Annotated in this window: 16 protein-coding genes; 10 read left to right on the top strand and 6 right to left on the bottom strand. The window is 70.0% G+C overall.

The features are described from left to right. The first annotated feature begins 107 nt into the window (after nt 1-107). From ACWIGU_RS06290 to glsA, 5 genes are all read left to right on the top strand, one after another. A complete protein-coding gene (locus tag ACWIGU_RS06290) occupies nt 108-1142 on the top strand; it encodes an ABC transporter ATP-binding protein (RefSeq protein WP_454397977.1) in 1035 nt (344 codons plus the stop codon). 102 nt (nt 1143-1244) lie between these two features. Next, nucleotides 1245-2447: an ABC transporter substrate-binding protein gene (locus tag ACWIGU_RS06285; RefSeq protein ID WP_454397975.1), complete on the top strand. Its 1203-nt coding sequence runs from the start codon at nt 1245-1247 to the stop codon at nt 2445-2447. Nucleotides 2448-2459: 12 nt separating this feature from the next. Further along, nucleotides 2460-3344 (top strand): ABC transporter permease, encoded by an 885-nt coding sequence (locus ACWIGU_RS06280; protein WP_454397973.1) that lies wholly within the window; start codon nt 2460-2462, stop codon nt 3342-3344. A 96-nt stretch (nt 3345-3440) separates the two neighbouring features. Further along, nucleotides 3441-4256 carry an ABC transporter permease gene (locus ACWIGU_RS06275; RefSeq protein WP_454397971.1) on the top strand — a complete coding sequence of 272 codons (816 nt, stop codon included), beginning with the start codon at nt 3441-3443 and terminating at the stop codon, nt 4254-4256. Between the two features lie 70 nt (nt 4257-4326). Further along, on the top strand, nt 4327-6111 hold the full coding sequence (gene glsA / locus ACWIGU_RS06270; RefSeq protein WP_454397969.1) for a glutaminase A: 1785 nt from the start codon (nt 4327-4329) through the stop codon (nt 6109-6111). 182 nt (nt 6112-6293) lie between these two features. Here glsA and ACWIGU_RS06265 read toward each other — a convergent pair whose 3' ends face one another. Next, complete coding sequence (locus ACWIGU_RS06265; RefSeq protein WP_454397967.1) at nt 6294-6698, bottom strand: DUF5997 family protein; 405 nt, start codon at nt 6696-6698, stop codon at nt 6294-6296. A gap of 58 nt (nt 6699-6756) precedes the next feature. Between ACWIGU_RS06265 and ACWIGU_RS06260 the strand changes: the two genes are divergently transcribed. Then, complete coding sequence (locus tag ACWIGU_RS06260) at nt 6757-7578, top strand: LysR family substrate-binding domain-containing protein (RefSeq protein ID WP_454397965.1); 822 nt, start codon at nt 6757-6759, stop codon at nt 7576-7578. A gap of 86 nt (nt 7579-7664) precedes the next feature. Then, entirely contained in the window at nt 7665-8591 is a 927-nt protein-coding gene (locus ACWIGU_RS06255; protein WP_454397963.1) for an aminoglycoside phosphotransferase family protein, read from the top strand. Nucleotides 8592-8652: 61 nt separating this feature from the next. Here ACWIGU_RS06255 and ACWIGU_RS06250 read toward each other — a convergent pair whose 3' ends face one another. From ACWIGU_RS06250 to ACWIGU_RS06240, 3 genes are all read right to left on the bottom strand, one after another. Next, on the bottom strand, nt 8653-9426 hold the full coding sequence (locus ACWIGU_RS06250; protein ID WP_454397961.1) for a hypothetical protein: 774 nt from the start codon (nt 9424-9426) through the stop codon (nt 8653-8655). 464 nt (nt 9427-9890) lie between these two features. Further along, nucleotides 9891-10781: a glycoside hydrolase family 19 protein gene (locus ACWIGU_RS06245; protein WP_454397959.1), complete on the bottom strand. Its 891-nt coding sequence runs from the start codon at nt 10779-10781 to the stop codon at nt 9891-9893. A 283-nt stretch (nt 10782-11064) separates the two neighbouring features. Continuing rightward, nucleotides 11065-11265, bottom strand: a complete 201-nt coding sequence (locus tag ACWIGU_RS06240; RefSeq protein ID WP_326777580.1) for a hypothetical protein — start codon at nt 11263-11265, stop codon at nt 11065-11067. A gap of 207 nt (nt 11266-11472) precedes the next feature. Between ACWIGU_RS06240 and ACWIGU_RS06235 the strand changes: the two genes are divergently transcribed. Together ACWIGU_RS06235 and ACWIGU_RS06230 are read left to right on the top strand one after the other, a co-directional pair. After that, nucleotides 11473-12438, top strand: coding sequence for an aldo/keto reductase (locus ACWIGU_RS06235; protein WP_454397957.1), 966 nt, complete (start codon nt 11473-11475; stop codon nt 12436-12438). Nucleotides 12439-12506: 68 nt separating this feature from the next. Continuing rightward, nucleotides 12507-13151: a formylglycine-generating enzyme family protein gene (locus ACWIGU_RS06230; protein WP_454398612.1), complete on the top strand. Its 645-nt coding sequence runs from the start codon at nt 12507-12509 to the stop codon at nt 13149-13151. 53 nt (nt 13152-13204) lie between these two features. Here ACWIGU_RS06230 and ACWIGU_RS06225 read toward each other — a convergent pair whose 3' ends face one another. Next, nucleotides 13205-13396 (bottom strand): CsbD family protein, encoded by a 192-nt coding sequence (locus tag ACWIGU_RS06225; RefSeq protein WP_356275167.1) that lies wholly within the window; start codon nt 13394-13396, stop codon nt 13205-13207. A 170-nt stretch (nt 13397-13566) separates the two neighbouring features. On the opposite strand from ACWIGU_RS06225, the gene ACWIGU_RS06220 reads away from it, so the two are divergent. Further along, nucleotides 13567-14382: an alpha/beta fold hydrolase gene (locus ACWIGU_RS06220; RefSeq protein WP_454397954.1), complete on the top strand. Its 816-nt coding sequence runs from the start codon at nt 13567-13569 to the stop codon at nt 14380-14382. Between the two features lie 197 nt (nt 14383-14579). Here the strand turns inward: ACWIGU_RS06220 and ACWIGU_RS06215 are convergent, their stop codons facing one another. Continuing rightward, nucleotides 14580-16970 (bottom strand): ATP-binding cassette domain-containing protein, encoded by a 2391-nt coding sequence (locus ACWIGU_RS06215; RefSeq protein WP_454397952.1) that lies wholly within the window; start codon nt 16968-16970, stop codon nt 14580-14582. Nucleotides 16971-17109 lie beyond the last annotated feature (139 nt).

The raw sequence follows: 17109 nt of genomic DNA, 5'->3' as shown, positions 1-17109 counted from the left end.
CACCTTGCCACTTGGCGCAGCCTTTACCTTAGCGGGGCCTTGAAATTAGAACTATGGCTTCATATGTTTACGGCCAACTCCCGACAGCACCAGAAAGGTTCCCGCCCATGGAGGGAATGGCCATCCGGCTGCAGAGCCTGCGCAAGTCCTTCGGCAGGACGGAGGCCGTGGCCGGGGTCGACCTGGAGATCGCGGACGGCGAGTTCTTCTCGATGCTGGGGCCGTCCGGCTCGGGCAAGACCACGGTGCTCCGGATGATCGCGGGCTTCGAGGCCCCGACCGCCGGAACCATCGAGCTCGCGGGCGCCGACGTCACCCGCCGGGCCCCCTTCGAACGCGACGTGCACACCGTGTTCCAGGACTACGCCCTGTTCCCGCACATGACCCTGGAGCAGAACGTCGCCTACAGCCTCAAGGTCCGCAAGGTGCCCAAGGCCGAGCGCCTCGCGCGGGCCAGGGAGGCTCTGGCGAGCGTGCGGCTCGAAGGCTTCGGCGGGCGCCGGCCCTCCCAGCTGTCCGGCGGCCAGCGTCAGCGCGTGGCCCTGGCCCGCGCCCTCGTCGGCCGCCCGAAGGTGCTGCTCCTCGACGAGCCGCTGGGCGCCCTCGACCTGAAGCTCCGCGAGCAGATGCAGGTCGAACTCAAGGCGATCCAACGGGAGATCGGCATCACGTTCGTCTTCGTCACGCACGACCAGGAGGAGGCGCTGACGATGAGTGACCGCATCGCGGTCTTCAACCAGGGCCGCGTCGAACAGGTCGGCACCCCCGCCCAGATATATGAGCGTCCGGCCACTCCCTTCGTCGCGGGCTTCGTCGGCACCTCGAATCTCCTGTCCGGCGACGCGGCGGAGCAGGTCGTGGGGGACCGGGCGACGTACAGCATCCGCCCGGAGAAGATCCACGTGCTCAAGGAGTCCGCCGCCGCCGAGCCGGAGCACGCCAGCGCGACCGGCACCGTCGCGGAGGTCGTCTATCTGGGCGACGCGACCCGGTTCCTCGTCGACCTCGATGCCGGGGGCCGCCTCACCGCCCTCCAGCAGAACCTCGAGACCTCGTCCGAGGACGTGGCCGCCCTGCGCGGCTCCCGGGTCAGACTCCAGTGGCGCCGGCGGCACAACTTCCAGGTGCCCGAGGCGAGTTGACCCCGGCCCGCCGCGTTCCTGACGCGCGCCACGCACGCGTCGCCGCAGACCCCGTACGACCGTTACCGCCTGCCCGCCCGTCCCCTCACCGTGGAGATCCCCGTGCGACTGACCCGAACGTCCCGAGCGGTGGCCGCGCTCGGCGCCCTGCTCCTCGCCTCCGCCTGCGGTTCCTCGGACACCGCCGGATCCTCGCCCGGCGGCAGCGACTTCACCCCGCCGAAGCTCTCCGCGCAGAAGACCCTCGGCAAGTCGGAGGGCCAGGTCAACCTGATCGCCTGGGCCGGTTATGCCGAGGACGGCTCGAACGACCCGAAGGTCGACTGGGTCACCGACTTCGAGAAGCAGACCGGCTGCCAGGTCAACACCAAGACCGCGGGCACGTCCGACGAGATGGTCAACCTGATGAAGACCGGCCAGTACGACGCGGTCTCCGCGTCCGGCGACGCGTCGCTGCGGCTGATCGCCTCGGGTGACGCGGCCCCCGTGAACACCAAGCTGGTGCCCAACTACAAGGACGTCTTCGCCGGACTGAAGAACCAGCAGTGGAACTCGGTCAAGGGTGTCGCCTACGGCATCCCGCACGGCCGCGGCGCCAACCTCCTGATGTACAACACCAAGAAGGTCTCCCCGGCGCCCGACTCCTGGTCCGCGGTCTTCGACAAGGCCTCGGCCCACAAGGGGAAGGTCACCGCGTACGACTCGCCGATCTACCTCGCTGACGCCGCCCTGTACCTGATGAAGTCCAAGCCGTCCCTCGGCATCAAGGACCCGTACGCCCTGGACCAGAAGCAGTTCGACGCGGCGGTCGCCCTGCTCAAGGCGCAGAACTCCAATGTCGGCGAGTACTGGAGCGACTACCTCAAGGAGGTCTCCGCCTTCAAGAGCGGCGACTCCGTCGTCGGCACCAGCTGGCAGGTGATCCTCAACACCGCCCGGGCGGAGAAGGTCCCCGTGAAGGGCGTCCTGCCCAAGGAGGGTGCCACCGGCTGGTCCGACACGTGGATGCTCTCCGCCAAGGCCAAGCACCCCAACTGCGCCTACAAGTGGATGGACTGGATCATCTCGCCCGAGGCCAACGCCCAGGTCGCCGAGTACTTCGGCGAGGCGCCGGCCAACGCGAAGGCCTGTGACCTCACGGCCGACAAGAACCACTGCGCCACGTACCACGCGGCCGACGAGGCGTACTGGAAGAACGTCCACTTCTGGACCACGCCCATCGCGCAGTGCATCGACGGCCGCACGGACACCAAGTGCGTCCCGTACGCCAAGTGGGTCCAGGCCTGGACCGAGATCAAGGGCTAGGACCTGCCGCCGATGACCGACACCGCGCCTGCCGCCGGACCCGTCCGGCGGCTCGCCGGGGCGCTGTACCGCCGCCCCCGGCTACAGCTGTCCCTGCTGCTCTCCGCACCACTGGTCTGGCTCGTCCTGGCCTATCTCGGCTCGCTCACCGTCCTGTTCCTGTCCGCGTTCTGGACCACGGACTCCTTCACCTCGAACGTCGTGAAGATCTGGACCACGGACAATTTCACCGCCCTGTTCACCACCGACGTCTACCGGCAGGTCGCCCTGCGCAGCGTCGGCGTCGCCCTCGCGGTCACCGCGCTGTGCGTGCTCATCGCGTTCCCGATCGCGTTCTACACGGCCCGCATCGCCAACCCCCGGTGGCGGCCGCTCCTAGTCGTCGCGATCCTCACCCCGCTGTGGGCCAGCTACCTCGTGAAGGCGTACGCCTGGCGGCTCATCCTCGCCCAGGGCGGCCTGCTGGACTGGGTGCTGGGGCCGCTCGGCATCAAGGGTCCGGGCTACGGCCTCACCGCCACCGTCCTCGTCCTGACCTATCTGTGGCTGCCGTACATGATCCTGCCGATCCACGCCGGACTCGAACAGCTCCCGGACAGCCTCCTCGACGCCTCCGCCGACCTCGGCGCCCGTACGGGCCGCACCTTCCACTCCGTCGTTCTGCCGATGATCCTGCCGTCCGTCGCGGCCGGCTCCGTCTTCACGTTCTCGCTCAGCCTCGGCGACTACATCGCCGTACAGATCGTCGGCGGCAAGACCCAGCTGATCGGCAACCTCATCTACTCCAACATCACCCTCGACCTGCCGCTCGCCGCGGCGCTCGGCACCGTGCCCGTAGTGATCATCGTGCTCTACTTGCTCGCGGTACGCCGCACCGGAGCCCTCAGCAGCCTGTGACGCCCAGAAGTCTCCGGCGCCTGCGAAGCCCCTGATGCCCGGGCAGCCGCCCGCCCCCGCCGACCCTCCGGATCACGCACAGCGAAGGTCCCTCCGATGAATCTCTCCCGCCCCGCGCGCATCACCCTGCGCATCGCCGCCGCGCTCGGCTTCGCGGTGATCTACGTGCCGCTGCTCCTTGTCCTCGTCAACTCCCTCAACCCGGACCGCAGTTCGGGCTGGCCGCCGCCAGGGCTCACCTTCGACTGGTGGGCCGACGCCTGGCACAGCTCCGGCGCCCGCGACGCGCTGTGGACGTCGGTCAGGGCGGGGCTCGGCGCGACCGCCATCGCCCTGGTCCTCGGCACGCTCATCGCCTTCGCGTGCCAGCGCTACAAGTTCTTCGGACGCGACGCCATCTCCTTCGTCGTCGTCCTGCCGATCGCGCTGCCCGGCATCGTCACCGGCGTCGCCCTCAACACCGCCTTCCGCACGGTCCTCGAACCGCTCGGCGTCGGCCTCGGCCTGTTCACCGTCATCGTCGGCCACGCCACGTTCTGCATCGTGGTGGTCTTCAACAACGTCATCGCCCGGCTGCGGCGCATGCCGGGGTCGTACGAAGAGGCCGCGATGGACCTCGGGGCGCACAGCTTCCGCACGTTTGTCGACGTCACGTTCCCGCTGGTGCGCTCCGCGCTGGTCGCGGGCGGCCTGCTCGCCTTCGCCCTCTCCTTCGACGAGATCGTCGTGACGACCTTCACCGCCGGACCCGGCATCCAGACACTGCCCGTCTGGATCTTCTCGAACATGGCGCGCCCGCAGCAGGCCCCCGTCGTCAACGTCGTCGCCGCCGTCCTCGTCCTGCTGTCCGTCATCCCGATCTACCTCGCCCAGCGTCTGTCCTCGGACACCGCGTCCGGGAGCCGGATCTGACGCGGGCATCGCGGGCATCCGTTGCCCGCCTGGGAAGGCGCATCGTCCGGCCGTGGTGTTCGATTGCGGTGTGAGGCACAACAAGCCGCCGGGCGATCCCCTCGCCGCGCTCCTGGACCGCGTCCGCATCCGGCTGCGCGACCTCACCGACGGCGAGCCGGCCTCGTACATCCCGGAGCTGAGCAGGGCCGACCCCGACCTGTTCGGACTGAGCCTGTGCGCGCTCGACGGGCAGGTCTACAGCTGCGGCGACAGCGAGGTGCCGTTCACCGTCCAGTCCGTGTCCAAGCCCTTCGTCTTCGCGCTCGCACTCGCGGACCAGGGCCTGGAGGATGTCCTGGCGCGCGTGGGCGCCGAGCCGAGCGGTGAGGGGTTCAGCTCGATCCGCCTCGAACCCGGCACCGGCCGCCCGCCCAACCCGATGGTCAACGCCGGTGCCATCGTGACCAGTTCGCTGGTCGCGGGAGCCAACCCCGACGAGCGCTTCGGCCGCATCCTGGCCGGACTGGGCGCCTTCGCGGGCCGGGACCTGACCGTCGACGAAGCGGTGTTCGCCTCCGAGCGCTCCACCGGCGACCGCAACCGCGCCCTCGCCTACCTGATGCACAACGCGGGATCGCTCACCGGCGACGTGGAAGAGCAGCTCGCGGTCTACTTCCGACAGTGCTCCGTGCTCGTGACCTGCGACGACCTCGCCGTGATGCACGCGACCCTGGCCGGCGGCGGAACCAACCCGCTCACCGGGGAACGGGTCGTCGCCTCCCGCCACGCCCAGCACGTCCTCGCCGTCATGGCCACCTGCGGCATGTACGACGCCTCCGGGCAGTGGATGCTGCGCGTGGGCCTGCCGGCGAAGAGCGGCGTCTCGGGCGGGATCGGCGTGGCGCTGCCCGGCCAGTTCGGCATCGGGGTGTTCAGCCCGCCCCTCGACGAGAAGGGCAACAGCGTCCGCGCCATCGCCGCCTGCCACCTCCTGTCGGAACAGTTCGGGCTGCACCTCATGCGCGCCACCGGCAGCAGTGGCCGCCCCCTGCCACCCCGCTCCCTCGACCCGGGCCCGCTGCGCTCGCTGCGCCACCGCCCCCGCGACCAGCGCGCCGCACTCGACGAACGACCCGACCGCATCCGGGTCCACGTCCTCCAGGGCGACCTGGACTTCGCCACCGCCGAACAGACCCTGCGCGCGGCCCGCGACCTCCCGAAGGCCGCCCGCTGGTTCGTCCTGGACCTCGCACGGGTCGGCCGCATCGAACCCGTCGCCGCCGACCTCCTGCGCGCCCTCGGTCACGACCTGCGCGAACGCGGGATCCGTATGGTGATCGCCGACCCGTCGGCGCGCCCCGTCACACACACCAAGGACGAATTCGCCGACCTCGGACGCGCCATCGAATCCTGCGAGGACGAACTCCTGACCGGCCTCGGCCTCGACCCCTCCACGCCCGTTCCCCTGACGGACAGCGACCTCTTCGGGAGGGCCGGAGAGCAGGCCGCGCAGGCCGTCTCCGACTGCTTCGGCACCATGTCCCTGTCTGCCGGCCAGACCGTCGAGCCACCCCGCGCGGAGCCCGTGGTCCTCTGGTACGTGGAGTCGGGGCGCCTGGCCGTGTGCGCCCACAGCTCACGGCCCACACCCGCGGGCCGCACCTGGTCCGCCGGGCCGGGCGCCGCCCTCACCCCTGCGGACTTCCACGCCCGCCTCGGCGAGCGCGTCATGGCGGAGGAGGACTCGGTGTGCCGCACCCTGACGGCGGCGGGACTGCTGCGCCTGCGCACGGCCGTGCCCGCGGCGGCCGCCTTCCTGGAGCGCAGCCCGCTCGACGGTGCGGAGACGGTGGACCGGCCCGAGGGCGCCTGAAGCACGCCAATGCGCGGCAATCATCCGGGAGTTGAACGGCGGAGCGCCCGAAGCCGCCCCGCCGTTCGGTCAGCTGTCGGCCGTCGTGTCGGCGGACATCGCGCCGGACCTGTCGACGACGGTGCGGCGCAGGATCGCGTGCGTACCCGCCGGCTTCATGCCCTTGCCGCCGGGTGGCGCGGTCAGGCGTGCTGGTCGCCGGACTGCTCGGCGCGCTGCGCGTTCCGCTCCTTGATACGGACGGCTTCCTTGCGGACCGCGGCCTGGGTTTCACGCTCCTGCCGGAGCCACTCGGGGCTCTCGGTCTTCAGCGCCTCGATCTGCTCAGTGGTGAGTGCCTCGGTGATCCCGCCCCGGGCGAGACCGGAGATGGAGATGCCGAGCTTGGACGCGACGACGGGCCGGGGGTGCGGGCCGTTGCGGCGCAGCTCCTGGAGCCACTCCGGCGGATCGGCCTGCAGCGCGTTGAGCTCGCTGCGCGAGACGACACCCTCCTGGAACTCGGCGGGGGTGGCCTCGAGGTACACACCCAGCTTCTTCGCCGCGGTCGCGGGCTTCATGGTCTGGGTGGTCTGGTGCGACGTCATGGTGTCAAGGGTATCGACTGTGTGCGATACCTCCGACCACGACCGGTAACCTGGCGGAGTGACAGGCTCGGAAGTATCCCCTTCGTTCCGGCTCGCGTATGTCCCGGGAGTGACGCCCACCAAGTGGGTGCGGATCTGGAACGAGCGGCTGCCCGGCGTTCCGCTGGCCCTCATCGCGACGCCCGCGGGCGAGGCATCCGACGTATTGCGGGATCGCGGGGCGGACGCCGGTCTCGTACGGCTGCCGGTGGACCGGACGGTGCTCAGCGCGATCCCCCTCTACACCGAGACGACCGTGGTCGTGATCCCCAAGGACCACGTCGTGGCCGCGGTCGACGAGGTGTCCCTGGACGATCTGGCCGACGAGACCGTGCTGCACCCCCTCGACGACACCCTCGGCTGGGAGCGGCTTCCCGGCGAGCCCGCGTTCGAGCGCCCGGAGACGACGGAGGACGCCGTCGAGCTGGTGGCCGCCGGGATCGGTGTGCTGGTGGTCCCGCAGTCGCTCGCCCGCCTGTACCACCGCAAGGACCTCACCTACCGTCCGGTGACCGACGCCCCGGAGTCCCAGGTCGCGCTGTCGTGGCCGGAGGACGAGACCACCGACCTGGTGGAGGAGTTCATCGGCATCGTCCGCGGGCGGACGGTCAACAGCTCACGCGGTCGTACGGCGACCCCGCCGCAGCCCAAGACGGCGCGTACCGACAAGAGCGGGGCGGCGCGGCAGAAGCCGGCCGGTGGGAAGAACCCCCGGAGCGGCGGCGCCAAGGGCGGTGCCAGGAGCGGGACCAAACCCGGGCCGAAGGGCACTGCGAAGGGCGGCCCCAAGGGTGGATCCAAGGGCGGCGCCAAGCGCGGGAAGCCGCGCCGCAGGCCGTAGCCGTAGCCATCGAGGCAGCCGCGGCCGGGTCCGCAGGCCCGGTTATTCCGTTGCCCCGCGCGGCTTCCGGGGGCGATGATCCCTGAATGGCTTCGACTCCGAGTCCTTGCGACGGCCGTGCCGGAATCACCGCCGCACTCGTGGAACGTCTGATCGCCGCGCAGTTCCCCCAGTGGAGCGGCCTTCCCGTGACACCGGTGGCGGTCGACGGCTGGGACAACAGGACGTACCGACTGGGTGACGCGATGACGGCCCGCCTGCCCACCGGCGCCGGCTACGTTCCCGCGGTCGCCAAGGAGAACGAGTGGTTGCCACGGCTCGCGCCGTCACTGCCCGTAGCCGTCCCGCCCGTCCTGGCCAAGGGCGAGCCCGGCGAGGGATACCCCTTCCCGTGGTCCGTACGCGGCTGGCTGGACGGAGAGACGGCGGCCCGCGGCCCCATCGACGACATGGATCAGTTCGCGGTCTCGGTGGCCGAGTTCGTCCTCGCGCTGCAACGCTGCGACACCGTCGGGGGACCGCCGGCCGGAAAACACAGCTGGTACCGGGGCGCGTCGCTCACCCATTACGACGACGAGACCCGGCGCTGCCTCGCGGCGCTCGAGGGCCATGTCGACACATGCCGGGCCGCCGCCGTGTGGGAGGCCGCGCTCGCGGCGCGGTGGCAGGGGACGCCGGTGTGGTTCCACGGAGACATCGCCACGGGCAACCTGCTCGTCGCCGACGGCAAACTCACGGCCGTCATCGACTTCGGCACGTCGGGCGTCGGCGACCCCGCCTGCGATCTGGTGATCGCCTGGTGCACGTTCTCCGGAGACAGCCGCGAGGCCTTCCGCCGCACGGTCGCCCAGGACGCCGGCACATGGGCCCGAGCGCGCGGCTGGGCCCTGTGGAAGTCCCTGTTGGTCATGTCCCAGTCACTCGGCACCGACCCGGAAAGCGCCGCGTCCCATCACCGCGTGATCGAGGAAGTCCTGGCCGACCACGCCCGGTTCGGCGGAGCCGGCAACTGACGGTCTGCACGGGGCGCGTGCGCTCAACTCGCTCAGCAGGTCGGGCAGTTCACCACACGCCTCACCACACGCCCCGGCCCGGCGCCGCGGCCAATGGCGGCGTCGCCTCAGGGGAGAGGTTCCGGAGCCTGGACACGTCGACCGAGTCTTCCTTCGACGGAGTCGCGGTCGGCACCGGCCGGTTGTAGTCCGTGAGCGTCAGTGTCGTGCTCAGGTCGCCGTTCTTCTGGGTGGCCCGCACGAGGCGGTGCGGGTCCTTCGCGGTGATGAACAGGACGACGTCGCTGCCGTCGTTCCTGCCGCTCACCGGCACGACGTCCGTGCCGTCCACCTTGGTCTGCTTGCCCTTCGTCAGCTTCACGGGGGGCGCACTGGAGGGGCCGCCGTTCACCTGGGCCTGGAACGCGTTCAAGTCGCATGTGTCGCCCAGGCTCTTGAGCAGGCCGTCGTTCGCATTGCCCCGCACGTAGCGCCCTTTGAGGAACTGGGCCGCGAGCTCCCCGGCGCCGCCCTCGACCTGGGACTTCCAGAACGTGGTGTCGGGCTTCATCCACACCTCGTCGCCCCGTTTGACGAGTTCGACGGTGCCGCCCTTGGCGCCGCCCGTGCCCATCTTCAGGGATCCGGCGCAGTTGCCGTCCTGGTCCAGGACGAGATCGAGGACCGCGGGGGACCGGGCGTCGGCGGGTCCGGTGGAGTTGTTCGTCAGGTTCACATGGAGGGATTTCGCGTCGAGCAGTTCCTTCTCCGCGTCGTCCGCGAGCTGCTGCGCACTCAGCTTCGACGCGTCGCCCCCGTCGTCCGCGAACGCCGGAACTCCCGTGAGCGCTGTCACGCACGCGACGGCAGCGCTCACGGGGATCAGCGCGGCCTTGCGATGCCTCGACACACACCACTGCATGGCGTCACCTCGCAGACGGAACACTTGCTAGTGAACGCAATCAAATTGTACATTTCTGGCTGATGGCCGTCGCGGCGGCAGCGCGCCGCGCCCCATGGGCGGGGGTGGCGGGATCGGCGGGGCGTGCAGGCTGGAGATCATCGCCTTCCCGGACGTCGAGGCGTTCGAGAGCTGGCTCGGGAGCACCGCGCTCGGCAGGAAGGCGACCCAGGAGCCAGTGGTCCCGGCTGAACGTCGACAAGCTGCTCAACGGCGCACCCGGCCGGCCCAACTTCTTTGCCGGTCCGGTCACTTGGTGCGGTCACCTGTCGCCCGGCCGCCCCGTGACGACTCCGCCGGACGGACCTGGCGGATTCCAGGCCCGCCCGGCGGCGGGTCACGTCGTACGCGGTGGCGCGTCAGCAGCTCAGGTTGGCGCCCGGTGTGGTGCCCAGGATCTGGACGAACGCCTTGTACCGGTCGATGCGGCTCTGGACCTGGCCGGGGTTGCCGCCGTTGCACTCCAGGCTGCCGTTGATGGAGCGGATCGTCTCGCCGAAGCCGGCGCCGTTCACCATGGCGTTGTGCGGCGTCATGGTGCCGGGGCCGTTCTGCGTGTTCCAGTACCAAAGGCCCGTCTTCCAGGCCACGGCCGCGTCCTGCTCCACCAGGTACGGGTTGTGGAGGAGGTCGATGCCCAGCGCGTCGCCCGCGGCCTTGTAGTTGAAGTTCCAGCTGAGCTGGATCGGGCCGCGGCCGTAGTACGCGGCGGTGCCCGCAGGGCAGCCGTAGGACTGGCTGGTGTCGCAGTAGTGCGGGTAGTTGGCGGTGTTCTGCTCGACGATGTACACCAGACCGCCGGTCTCATGGCTGACATTGGCCAGGAACGCCGCGGCCTCCTGGCGCTTGACCGTGTCGCTGCCGGTGTTCGCGAAGCCGGGGTAGGCGCTGAGCGCGGCGGTCAGTCCGCTGTACGTGTAGAACGGATTCCTGCTCGGGAACATCTGGTTGAACTGGGCCTCGCTGACGACGAAGCCGGAGGGATCGGGGTCGCCGGGGTTCGTCTCGCCACCGCCGCAGGAGCCCTGGTCCGCCCAGACGTCGGAGGTGCCGGGAGTCTCGTTCTGGGTCCACCACTTGGCGTTCCAGTTGTGCCCGTTGTACGAGGCCGATCCGCCGCCGGTGTAGACGGACGAGGAGTTCCAGGGTGCGGCGCACTCGGCCGCCGATGCCGTGGTGGCCGGGCCGATGACGACCACCGCACTGACCGCGGCCAGGGTGGCGACAAGGCTCGTGACGCGTTTGATCATGCCAACGCTCCTTCGGCGCGGCGCGAGTTGGGGATCTCGGCGCCGCCATGGGGGGGGTGTCGGTCACTCAAGCGAACCTGGTCTGAACCTGTCAAGGTCTAGACCAGAAGTGACCGCAGCGGTGGCGGGGTTTCGGCCTGGGCCGCCGTCGAACTCACCGTCGCGCTCAAGGACTTGGCCGCGAAGAGCCGATCGGGAACGGAACGAGGCTGAACGGGAACGGAACAAGGCAGAAGCCGGCGGCTCGGGAAACTTTCCCCGTGCCGCCGGCTCCCGTCATGGGCTAGAGCGAGCCCTGCCCGCCGCTGTTGAGCGCCGGCGCCTGCGTCTGCTGCGTCGGCATGGCGCGCGGCAGCGGCGCCGGCATCACCCGTTCCAGATCCCGCAGGGTCTGTTCGGCTACGGCACGGACCTGGGCGGGGATGTCGCCTCGTTCCTGGATGAGCCGACTGTAGATCGGAGCTTCGTGCTGTGCGGCCCACACGTCGAGACTTCCCTCTTTCCTTGGCTGGCGACGCCCCCGGCACCGGAGGAATCAGCCGACGAGTCTACCGGTGACCATTCCTGCGTAGGCAAAGTGTCCATATCGGGGGACGAGCACCCCCTGAAGAGGGTATGGATCGTCGGAACGCTTCCGGGCGCTCCGACTTCGATGGGGCCCGGGAGAAGAAAGACGACGTGGAGGTTGAGAGTGCGCTACCGCGAGCTGGGCCGCAGCGGAATGTCCGTGTCCGAGATCGGCTACGGCGCCTGGGGCATCGGCGCGTCCGGGTGGGTGGGCGCCACCGAGGACGAGTCCGTACGCGCCCTGCACCGCGCCGTCGACCTCGGGGTGAACTTCATCGACACCGCCCGTGGCTACGGCGAGAGCGAGCGGCTCGTGGGCCGGGTCGTGCGCGAGCGGACCGGCGACGAGGTACTGGTGGCGACCAAGGTCCCGCCGATGAACAGGATCTGGCCCGCGCCCGACGGCATCGACCCCGCCGAGGCGTTCCCCGGCGCCCACATACGCGAGAGCGTCGAGACCAGCCTGCGGGTCAGCGGCCTCGACCACTTCGACGTGGTGCAGTTCCACGTCTGGAGCGACGAGTGGGTGGGCCGGGGCGACTGGCTGCAGACGGTCGAGGAGCTGAAGAAGGAGGGGAAGATCCGCCTGTTCGGCGTCTCGATCAACGATCACCAGCCGGACAACGCCCTCGCCCTCGTGCGCAGCGGCGCCGTCGACACCGTGCAGGTCATCTACAACATCTTCGACCAGGCACCCGCCGACGCGCTGCTGCCCGCCTGCGAAGAACACGGCGTCGGGGTCATCGTCCGCGTGGCGCTGGACGAGGGAGGGCTCACGGGGCGGATCACCGCCGGTGCGACGTTCCCCGAGGGCGACTTCCGGGCGCGCTACTTCCGCGACGACCGGCCGGCGCAGGTCGAGCGGAAGGTCGCCGCCATCGTCGCCGACCTGGGCATCGCGCCCGACGAGATCGCCGAGAACGCGCTGCGCTTCGTGCTGAGTTCGCCCGCGGTCTCCACCGTCATCCCCGGCATGCGCACCGTACGCAACGTCGAGCGCAACACTGCCCTGAGCGACGGACGGCCGCTGACGGCAGACCAACTCGCCGTGCTGGCCGGGCACCGCTGGCAGCGTAACTTCTACGGATGATCTCCACAGAGAGGCTTCACGAGGTGCACCCCGCGACCGACGCCGTGTCAGACACCGTCTCCGACGGGATGGTGCGCATTCCCGGTGGCACCGTCGACCTACGGGACGACCGGCGCGGCACGCGCTGGACGGCGGACATCGCCCCCTTCCTGCTCGGCCGCCATCCCGTGACGGCGGATCTCCTCCGCTCCGCCACCGGGGCCGACCCCGCTCCCGCCACGAGCGGTGCCTCGCCGGTGACGAACGTCAGCTGGCTCGACACGATCGACCTCTGCAACGCCGTCTCGGCGCGCTGCGGGCTGACACCCGCTTACACCCGCGACGCGGGCGGCGGCGAGGTGACCTGCGACTGGAACGCCGACGGCTACCGGCTGCCGACGGAGGCCGAGTGGCAGTACGCCTGCAAGGCGGGCACGGAGGGCTACCGGTACGGGGCGATCGACGACATCGCCTGGTACGCGGACAACTCCGGCGGCGGCGTCCGCGAGGTCGGCGGCAAGGCCCCCAACGCGTGGGGGCTGCACGACATGCTGGGCAACGTCTGGGAGTGGTGCTGGGACCTGTACGACGAGGAGGTCTACGGCTCGTACCGCATCTTCCACGGCGGTGGCTGGGCCGAGTCGGAGCGCGGCTGCGGGGCCTCCGTGCGGCGCCGCAGCCACCCGACGTTCGCGATCGACGACCTCGGGTTCCGGCTGGCCCGCACCGTGTGACAGCAGGGGAGAAGCCCCCGCGCAGGACGCGCGGGGGCTCTTCGAGGCTCGGGTCAAGAGCCGTCGCGGTGCAGGGAGTCCTGGACTCCGCGGGCGCGGTCGCGGGCTTCGCCCATGGTCTTCTTGGCCTCGCCCTTCGCCTGGTCGGCGCGGCCCGAGGCCTCCTTGCGGCGATCACCGGTGGTCTTGCCGGCCATCTCCTTGGCCTTGCCCTTGATCTTGTCCATGCCGCCCTTGTCAGCCATTACGACTCCTTTGTCTTGTACGGCTCTTGCTCGACCAACGTAGAACGGCGGAACCGAAGCCGCGCGGCGGACGACTACGCTCCGTGAGACCCGCAGCTACTCGCAGGTCCCTTCCCAGTTCGGGGAGGCGTCGAAGAGGGCATGGTGCCCCCGTCCCGAAGGAGATCGACATGCTGCGGCAGGCACAGGAGCCAGGTCTGTGGACCACTGGCTCCGACCGTAGCCACCCCCTCGTACTCGTCCACGGAATCCGCCTGTCGGCCCACATGTGGAGCGCCGTAGCCGCGCGCCTCGCACCCGACTTCCGCATCACCGCCTGCGACCTGCCGGGCCACGGAGCCCTGAGCGGGCGGCCGTTCACCCTTGAGGGCGTGGTCGGACAGATCGAGGCGGCCGTCGCCGAGGCGACCAGGGAGACCGGCCGCAGGCCCGTCGTCGCGGGCACCTCGCTCGGCGCGATCTCCACCCTTGCCTATGGCGCACACGGTTCGGACGGCGCCACGGGGCTCTTCGCGCATGCCGCCACGATCAGGACCGACGGGCCTGTGACGGTTCCGCACCGGACGGCCGCCCTGCTGCAGAGGCTGATGGGGGAGGAGCGCGCGTTCCGGCTCAACAGGCGTGTCCTGCGCGCGAAACTGCCCGACGACAGTTTCCGGGGCGTCATGGAGGGCGGCCTGTCCCGCCGCGTGTTCGGTGAGGCCATAGCGGAGATGTCGCGCTGGGACACGCTCGCCATGGCGGGGATTGTCGACGCACCGCTCGTGCTGGCGAACGGACTCGACGACCCGCTCTTCCGGTTCCAGGAGCGGAAGTTCCTGGACCGGGTGCAAGCCGTCGGCACCCCGGTCCGCCTCGTCCACGTTCCCGGGCCGCACCTGCTCCCGCTCACCGAGCCGGACACGTTCAGCAGGGTGCTGCGACGCGCCCACGAGGAACTCTCGGCGATGGCTTCGCAGATCGCGGACTCCGGAGCCGTGACATGAGCGAATGGCTGAGCCCCGTGGCCTCGCACGCGCCTTCGCCCAAGGACTGAGCGGGAACAGGGCCCACGGGGGAGGGTGTCGCGTCCTGCCGCTGCCGTAGACGGGCGGATCCGCCGACGCGCTGTTCATGCAATCCTCTGGGCCGGGCGCCGAGTTGCTCGTGTCCGACCCAGAGGGTGTTCGTGCTCGCCTCCCGGTCAGCCGCCCACGTAGGCCGCGAGGTGCTCACCGGTCAGGGTGGAGCGGTCTGCGACGAGTTCGGCGGGGGTGCCCTCGAAGACGATCCGTCCGCCGTCGTGACCGGCGCCGGGGCCGAGGTCGATGATCCAGTCGGCGTGGGCCATGACCGCTTGGTGGTGCTCGATCACGATGACGGACTTCCCGGAGTCGACGAGACGGTCGAGCAGGCCGAGTAGCTGCTCGACGTCGGCGAGGTGGAGACCGGTCGTCGGCTCGTCGAGGACGTAGACCCCGCCCGTCTCGGCCATGTGCGTCGCCAGCTTGAGCCGCTGGCGCTCACCGCCGGACAGCGTGGTGAGCGGCTGTCCCAGCGTGAGGTAGCCGAGCCCGACGTCGGCCATCCGCTGAAGGATCTTCTGCGCGGCCGGCGTGCGTGCCTCCCCGGCGCCGAAGAACTGCTCGGCCTCGGCCACCGACATCGCCAGCACCTCGCTGATGTCGCGCCCGCCGAAGTGGTAGTCGAGGACCGAGGCCTGGAACCGCTTCCCCTCGCACTCGTCGCAGATGGAGGCGACGCCGGCCATCATCGCCAGGTCGGTGTAGATGACGCCCGCGCCGTTGCAGGTGGGGCAGGCGCCCTCGGAGTTCGCGCTGAACAGCGCCGGCTTCACACCGTTGGCCTTGGCGAACGCCTTGCGGATCGGGTCGAGCAGTCCGGTGTACGTCGCCGGGTTGCTGCGCCGCGAGCCGCGGATCGCGGCCTGGTCGACCGTGACCACCCCCTCCTGCCCGGCCACCGAGCCGTGGATCAGGGAGCTCTTGCCCGAACCCGCGACGCCGGTGACGACGGTCAGTACGCCGAGCGGGATGTCGACGTCGACGTCCTGGAGATTGTTGGTGCCCGCGCCGCGCACCCCCAGCTTCCCCGTGGGCGTCCGTACGGTCGGCTTCAGGGAAGCGCGGTCGTCCAGGTGCTGCCCGGTGAGCGTGTCGCTGGCGCGCAGGCCCTCGACCGTGCCCTCGAACACCACCTCACCGCCCTCGGTGCCCGCGCGCGGTCCGAGGTCGACGACGTGGTCGGCGATCGCGATCGCCTCCGGCTTGTGCTCGACGACCAGCACCGTGTTGCCCTTGTCCCGCAGCCGCAGCAGCAGGTCGTTCATCCGCTGGATGTCGTGCGGGTGCAGCCCGATCGTCGGCTCGTCGAAGACGTACGTGACATCGGTCAGGGACGACCCGAGGTGGCGGATCATCTTGACGCGCTGCGCCTCACCGCCGGAGAGGGTGCCCGCCGGGCGGTCGAGGCCGAGGTAGCCGAGCCCGATCTCCACGAACGAGTCGAGGGTGTCCCCGAGCGCCTTGAGCAGCGGCGCCACCGATGGCTCCTTCAGGCCCCGCACCCACTCGGCGAGGTCGCTGATCTGCATCGAGCAGGCGTCGGCGATGCTGATGTTCTTGATCTTCGACGACCGGGCCGCCTCGCTCAGCCGCGTGCCGCCGCAGTCCGGGCAGGACGTGAACGTCATCGCCCGCTCGACGAAGGCGCGGATGTGCGGCTGCAGCGAGTCGATGTCCTTCGACAGCATCGACTTCTGGATCTTCGGGATCAGCCCCTCGTACGTCAGGTTGATGCCGTCGACCTTGATCTTGGTCGGCTCCCGGTGGAGCAGATCGTGCAGTTCCTTCTTGGTGAACTTGCGGATCGGCTTGTCCGGGTCGAAGAAGCCGCAGCCGCGGTAGATACGGCCGTACCAGCCCTCGACGCTGTAGCCGGGGACGGTGAGCGCGCCCTCGCTGAGCGACTTGCTGTCGTCGAACAGCGCGGTCAGGTCGAAGTCGGTGACCGAACCCCGGCCCTCGCAGCGCGGACACATGCCGCCGACGATGCTGAAGCTGCGCCGCTCCTTCACCTTCTCGCCGCCACGCTCGATGGTGACCGCACCCGCGCCGCTGATCGACGCGACGTTGAAGGAGAACGCCTTCGCCGAGCCGATGTGCGGCTTCCCGAGCCGGCTGAAGAGAATGCGCAGCATCGCGTTGGCGTCGGTGGCCGTGCCGACCGTGGAGCGGGCGTCGCCGCCCATCCGCTCCTGGCCGACGATGATCGCGGTCGTCAGACCGTCGAGTACGTCGACCTCGGGCCTGGCCAGCGTCGGCATGAAGCCCTGCACGAACGTGCTGTACGTCTCGTTGATCATCCGCTGCGACTCGGCGGCGATCGTGCCGAAGACCAGCGAACTCTTGCCCGAGCCGGAGACACCGGTGAACACCGTCAGCCGGCGCTTCGGGAGCTCGACGCTGACGTCCTTGAGGTTGTTCACGCGCGCACCGTGTACGCGGATCAGGTCGTGGCTGTCGGCAGCGTGCAGCGCAGCTGACTGCGCCTGCGTTCCCTTGGCCATGCTCATCGTGTCTCCATCTGTTGCTCGGGACCGCCCTCGCGGACCCCGCCGGCGTCGCCGCTCGATCTAACCAGTTTCGAGCCGTCCGCCTGGCCCTCTTCTGTTTCTGGGCTTCTGGCTTGTGGGATTCTGCCCGGGGCCCGGC

This window comes from Streptomyces sp. NPDC055400, from assembly GCF_053644375.1.
This window is presented reverse-complemented; position numbering and strand designations above follow the sequence as displayed.

Coding starts and splice junctions, on each gene's coding strand:
- ACWIGU_RS06290 (WP_454397977.1), top strand. CDS start 108: ATGGAGGGAATGGCCATCCGGCTGCAGAGCCTGCGCAAGTCCTTCGGC.
- ACWIGU_RS06280 (WP_454397973.1), top strand. CDS start 2,460: ATGACCGACACCGCGCCTGCCGCCGGACCCGTCCGGCGGCTCGCCGGG.
- ACWIGU_RS06275 (WP_454397971.1), top strand. CDS start 3,441: ATGAATCTCTCCCGCCCCGCGCGCATCACCCTGCGCATCGCCGCCGCG.
- ACWIGU_RS06265 (WP_454397967.1), bottom strand. CDS start 6,698: ATGACGTCGCACCAGACCACCCAGACCATGAAGCCCGCGACCGCGGCG.
- ACWIGU_RS06255 (WP_454397963.1), top strand. CDS start 7,665: ATGGCTTCGACTCCGAGTCCTTGCGACGGCCGTGCCGGAATCACCGCC.
- ACWIGU_RS06245 (WP_454397959.1), bottom strand. CDS start 10,781: ATGATCAAACGCGTCACGAGCCTTGTCGCCACCCTGGCCGCGGTCAGT.
- ACWIGU_RS06230 (WP_454398612.1), top strand. CDS start 12,507: ATGGTGCGCATTCCCGGTGGCACCGTCGACCTACGGGACGACCGGCGC.
- ACWIGU_RS06225 (WP_356275167.1), bottom strand. CDS start 13,396: ATGGCTGACAAGGGCGGCATGGACAAGATCAAGGGCAAGGCCAAGGAG.
- ACWIGU_RS06220 (WP_454397954.1), top strand. CDS start 13,567: ATGCTGCGGCAGGCACAGGAGCCAGGTCTGTGGACCACTGGCTCCGAC.
- ACWIGU_RS06215 (WP_454397952.1), bottom strand. CDS start 16,970: ATGAGCATGGCCAAGGGAACGCAGGCGCAGTCAGCTGCGCTGCACGCT.